This window comes from Desulfovibrio sp. 1214_IL3152 (genome assembly GCF_036763055.1).
Taxonomy (GTDB): domain Bacteria; phylum Desulfobacterota; class Desulfovibrionia; order Desulfovibrionales; family Desulfovibrionaceae; genus Desulfovibrio.
In genome coordinates, this window is sequence record NZ_JBAIYW010000050.1 from 1 (window position 1) to 5,602 (window position 5,602).

General features: G+C 58.5%; 4 protein-coding genes. All 4 read left to right on the forward strand.

Annotated elements, in window-relative coordinates:
• Positions 1-126 precede the first annotated feature (126 nt).
• The 4 genes from nuoK to V6C07_RS00965 are packed head-to-tail and all read left to right on the forward strand — an operon-like array spanning position 127 to position 5,406.
• Positions 127-429: an NADH-quinone oxidoreductase subunit NuoK gene (nuoK, locus tag V6C07_RS00950; RefSeq protein ID WP_333534529.1), complete on the forward strand. Its 303-nt coding sequence runs from the start codon at positions 127-129 to the stop codon at positions 427-429.
• 2 nt (positions 430-431) lie between these two features.
• Entirely contained in the window at positions 432-2,360 is a 1,929-nt protein-coding gene (gene nuoL / locus V6C07_RS00955; protein ID WP_333534530.1) for an NADH-quinone oxidoreductase subunit L, read from the forward strand.
• Positions 2,361-2,378: 18 nt separating this feature from the next.
• Positions 2,379-3,866 carry an NADH-quinone oxidoreductase subunit M gene (locus tag V6C07_RS00960; RefSeq protein WP_333534532.1) on the forward strand — a complete coding sequence of 496 codons (1,488 nt, stop codon included), beginning with the start codon at positions 2,379-2,381 and terminating at the stop codon, positions 3,864-3,866.
• Between the two features lie 22 nt (positions 3,867-3,888).
• A complete protein-coding gene (locus V6C07_RS00965; protein WP_333534533.1) occupies positions 3,889-5,406 on the forward strand; it encodes an NADH-quinone oxidoreductase subunit N in 1,518 nt (505 codons plus the stop codon).
• Positions 5,407-5,602: the final 196 nt, after the last annotated feature.

Consider the following 5,602-nt stretch of genomic DNA (forward strand, 5'->3'; position numbering starts at 1 on the left):
TGAGGAACAACAGTGTGAAATGCCGGGGGCGAAAGCCCACACCGTCGAGGCTCCGTTGCCCGACGGCCATGCGGGCGGCGCCGCCTGCGACAGTGACCACAAAACACGGGATGGAGGTCTGGCGCGATGATTCCTCTTTCATGGTACATGGCGCTGGCCGCTGTGCTGTTCTGTATCGGCGTGGCCGGATTCCTTACGCGGCGCAACATTATTGTCATGCTGCTTTCCCTTGAGCTGATGCTCAACGGCGTGAACCTGAACCTCGTGGCCATGAGTTATTTTATGGATTCCCTGCGCGGCCATGTGTTCACCCTTTTTGTGATAACGGTGGCAGCATGCGAGGCCGCCGTGGGCCTGGGCATAGTCATCTGCCTGTTCCGCAGCCGTAAAACGGTGCGCAACGACAAAATCGTCGAGCTTCGGGGGTAGCCATGCCCATATACCTCTTGCTTATTCCGCTGTGTCCGCTGCTGGCCTTTGCCGTTACCCTGGTCTGCGGGCGCTGGTGGGGCAGTCGCGCCCACTGGCTGCCCATTGCGGCCATTGTGATTTCCCTGTGCTGTTCCCTTCTGGCCCTGCGCGATGTCATGAACGGCGTCATCGTCAATGCCGATGTGCATAACTGGATAACATCGGGCAACCTGAGCGTGTCTTTCGGCTTTCTTGTGGACCAGCTTACGGCGGTCATGCTCATTGTGGTCACCAGCGTCAGCACGCTGGTTCACATCTATTCCGTGGGCTACATGAAGGGAGAAGACGGCTATTACCGCTTTTTTGCCTATCTGGCGCTCTTTTCTTTTTCCATGCTTATGCTGGTGCTGAGCAACAACTTTTTGCAGCTCTTTTTTGGCTGGGAGGCTGTGGGCCTTTCGTCCTACCTGCTCATCGGCTTTTATTATGAGAAAACGTCGGCCTCGGATGCTGGCAAAAAAGCTTTCATCGTCAACCGGTTCGGTGACTTTGGTTTTCTGCTCGGCCTGTTCTGCATCTTTACGCTTTTTGGCAGTCTGCACTATGAAAACGTGTTTTCCCAGGCGGGCATGCTGCAGGGCCTGAGCTACACCATCGGCGGCACAAGCATTGACGCGGCCACCCTCATCTGTCTGCTGCTCTTTTGCGGCGCAGTGGGCAAGTCTGCCCAACTGCCCCTGCATGTGTGGCTGCCCGACGCCATGGAAGGCCCCACACCTGTAAGCGCTCTCATTCACGCGGCCACAATGGTCACGGCGGGGGTCTTTCTGGTGGCCCGCTGTAACGCGCTGTTTTCTCTTTCGCCCACGGCTCTTGGGGTCATCACCGTAGTGGGCGCGCTGACGGCGCTTTTTGCGGCCACCATTGCCCTCACCCAGACGGACATCAAGCGGGTGGTGGCCTATTCCACCATCAGTCAACTGGCCTTCATGTTCATAGGTTGCGGCGTGGGGGCCTATGCGGCGGGCATTTTCCATCTCTTTACCCACGCGTTTTTCAAGGCCCTGCTGTTCCTGGGCTGCGGCTCGGTCATTCTGGGCATGCATCACGAGCAGGACATGCGCCGTATGGGCGGCTTGCGAAAATACATGCCCATCACCTGCGCCACATTTTTGCTGGCCTCGCTTTCCATTTCCGGCGTACCGGGGCTGGCAGGCTTTTTCAGTAAGGACGAGATCCTGCTCATGGCTTTCAATGCCGACACCACGGCTGGGTACTTTGCCTGGGGCGTGGGAACCTTTGTGGCCTTTTTGACGGCCTTTTATTCCTTCCGCTTGTTTTTCAGCATTTTTTACGGCGAATTTCGCGGCACACGGCATCAGCGCGAGCATTTGCACGAGTCGCCGCTGGTGGTCACCATACCTTTGCTCATCCTGGCCTGTGGGGCCGTGGCGGCTGGCTGGCTGGGCATTCCTCATGTGCTTGGCGGCTCCAATCTCTGGGCCGGTTTTCTTGAGCCGGTGCTGGGGCATCCGCATCTGCACCTGGACGGCACGGTTGAGCTTATGCTCATGGGGGCTTCGGTGGTGGCGGGGGGCTGCGGCATTGGCCTTGCGTGGTTTATGTACTGCCGCCAGACCGAATGGCCGGACAGGGTTGTGCAGAGTTTTCCGCGTTTGTACAGGCTTTTTCTGCACAAGTACCGTGTGGACGAAATCTACGCGGCCTGTCTGGTGCGCCCGGTTTTGTGGCTGGCTGACCATGTGCTTCTGCGCGTGGTGGATACCAAGGGGATCGAAGGGGTTGTCAATGGCCTGCCCCGTGCTATCGGCAGGCTTTCCGACAGGTTGCGCCGCTTCCAGGACGGGCAGGTGGCCCATTATCTGGCCTGGCTGGCCGGAGCCTCGGTGGTGCTTCTGATTGTGCTGCAACTGGGAATTTTCTCGTAAACACGGCAGGGAGACAGCATGTCCGTACCCGTACTTTCCTTGCTTATCTTTGTTCCTGTGCTTGGCGGTCTCTCGCTTATGCTTCTGCCCCGAGGGCGGGAGGAGACTATCAGGCTGGGGGCGCTGACCGTCTGTGCCGTGGAACTGGCCCTGAGCCTCTGGGCGCTCAGCCAGTTTGACAAGGGCTTGTGGCAGATGCAGATGGTGGAAAACCGCCCCTGGATTGAAAACCTGAACATACGCTACAGCCTGGGCATTGATGGCATAAGCGTGCTCTTTTTGCCGCTGACCGCGCTCATTACTCTTTTGGGCGTGGCTGTGTCGTTCAAAAGCATCACTTTGAAGGTCAAGGAGTTCTTCGTCAGCCTGCTGCTGCTCGAAGGAGCCATGATGGGCGTGTTTTGCGCGCTGGACCTCATGCTTTTTTATGTGTTCTGGGAGGCCATGCTCATTCCCATGTTCCTGCTCATCGGCGTATGGGGCGGGCCACGGCGCATTTATGCAACGGTGAAGTTCTTTCTTTACACCCTGTTGGGCAGCCTGCTCATGCTTGTGGGCATTATCCTCCTTTATCTCAAGGGCGGAAACACCTTCGACATGCTGGCCCTGGCCGGACAGAATTACGGTAAAGACCTGCAGTTGCTTTTATTCTGGGCCTTTTTTGCCGCGTTTGCCGTCAAGGTTCCCATGTGGCCCGTCCACACATGGTTGCCCGATGCGCATACCGAGGCGCCCACGGCGGGTTCGGTCATTCTTGCGGGCGTGCTTATCAAGATGGGCGCGTATGGCTTTTTGCGCATCAGCCTGCCCATTCTGCCTTACGCCGCCTGGACCTTGCTGACGCCCATGCTGGTTCTGTCTGTTATCGCCATTGTTTACGGCGCGCTGGTCTGCCTGGCGCAAACCGACATCAAGCGCCTGATCGCTTACAGTTCCGTGAGCCATATGGGTTTTGTGACTCTGGGGCTTTTTGCCCTGACCCAGAAGGGCGTGGAAGGCTCCATCATACAGATGCTCAACCACGGCATCGTGACGGGCGCGCTCTTTCTGGCCGTGGGCATGATTTATGACCGCACCCACACACGCCGGATCTCTGACTACGGCGGCCTTGCCAGCACCATGCCCGTCATGGCCGGATTTTTTCTGGTATTTACCCTGGCGGCCATAGGCCTGCCGGGTACCAACGGCTTTATCGGCGAGTTTCTCATTTTGCTGGGCGGGTTCGAGCGCGCGCCCTGGGCCGCAGTGGTGGCGTCTTCGGGGCTTATCCTGGGGGCCTGGTATATGCTGTGGCTCTATCAGCGAGTATTTTTCAAGCAGGTTTCAGATACGGTGCGCGGGCTGTCCGGGCTTGACGGCAGGGAGCTGACCATCCTGCTGACCATGGCCGTGCTGGTGCTTGCCATAGGCATTTTCCCCAACATGCTGCTGGAATACACCCACGCTTCGGTAGAGCGGCTTGTCAGTGACACGCAGCAGGCTTTTGCGGCCTTTGCAGCCCAGTAGGGCGGAGTAACAAGGAGCCACCATGACTGATACTGTTGTCGCGCCTCTTTCTGCACTGCCCTTGCTGGCCGATCTGCCCGCCCTTGCGCCGGAGCTGGTTCTTCTGGCCACGGCCGTCTGCCTCATGCTTGGCGATCTTTTTTACCCGCGTGAGCGTGTTTTCCAGCAGTGGCTTACAGCCGCCGGGGCTGCCGTTGCCCTTGCCCTGACACTGAGCATGAATTTCAGCGGCGGAGCCGCCGCCTTTGGCGGAATGTTCCGTGCCGACGGGCTGGCGGCGGCCTTCAAGGTCGTCTGCCTTGCGGCTCTCGGGCTTACTGCCCTTATGAGCGAATCCTTCTGCCGTCATGCCTCCATGCGTCAGGGGGAATACTACAGCCTCATGGCTTTTTCCACGCTTGGCATGTGCGTCATGGTTTCTGCCGGTGACGTCATTGTGCTGTATCTCGGTCTTGAGCTTATGGCCTTGCCCATTTACGCTCTGGTGGCCCTGCGTACGGCGGATCCGCGCAGCAGCGAGGCTGCCATCAAGTATTTTCTTATGGGCAGTTTTGCATCGGCCCTGCTGCTTTTCGGCCTGTCCGTCCTTTACGGCCTGACAGGGCAGACGGATATTGCCGAAATGGCGCGTCGCCTTGCCGTCAGCCTGAGCGTATCGGAAATGCACACCCTGCCGGCGGCAGTCATGGCCCTGGGGCTGGTGCTGGCCGGTCTGGGCTTCAAGGTGGCGGCGGTTCCCTTTCATGTGTGGGTGCCGGATGTGTATGAAGGAGCGCCCACCACTGTTACGGCGTTCATGTCTGTGGCAGCCAAAACAGCCAGTTTTGCGGTGCTTGCGCGTGTGCTTTTGCAGGGCTTGCCGCAGTTGAGTCCTTTGTGGAGCGATGCCTTGGCCGGGCTTGCTGTTCTGACCATGATTCTCGGCAACATTGCCGCTCTGGCACAGACCAGCCTCAAGCGCATGCTGGCCTACTCGGCCATTGCCCATGCCGGGTACGCGCTGCTTGGCCTTGCCGCCTGCACGCCTGAGGGGCTGCGGGCCACGGCCGCCTATCTGACCATTTATCTGTGCATGAATATCGGGGCATTTGCCGTCATAAGCTACCTTTCCGCCCGTTCCGGCAAAGGCCGTATGGGCGAAGGTCCCGATGCCGGAGAAGATCTGGATGATTACCGGGGGCTTGCCGCGCGCAGCCCGTTGCTGGCGGCAGTCATGCTGGTTTTTCTTTTCTCGCTGACGGGCATTCCGCCCACGGCGGGCTTTATGGGCAAGTTCATGCTGTTTCGCGCGGCCTTTGCGGCGGGATACCAGGTTACTGTCGTGGTGGCTGTCGTGTGCAGCACCATATCGGCCTGGTACTATCTTGGTGTTGCAAAACGCATGTACATGCAGGATAGTACAGATTGTGTCCCCGCAACATCGTGCGCCATAGCGGGCGAAACGGGCTTGCAAGCGGTGCTCGCGGTCTGTCTTGCCGGGGCGGTGCTGTGGGGCATGTTCCCGCAATCATTGCTTTTCTGGATTAATGTGTATTTTTGACAAGGGTTGATCCTGTGCCGCTCCCCTCGGGGCGCACATAGTTCAGGTGTTGACAAAGTAAATCTGGAGGAGATTTTTTATGAAAAACAGATGGATGCTCGGTGGCAGCATGGTATTGTTACTGCTGCTCACCGTGGGCCAGGCCTTTGCGGCTGAAGGCTCTGCCCCTGCTGCCGCTGCCCCCGCTCCGGTTGCA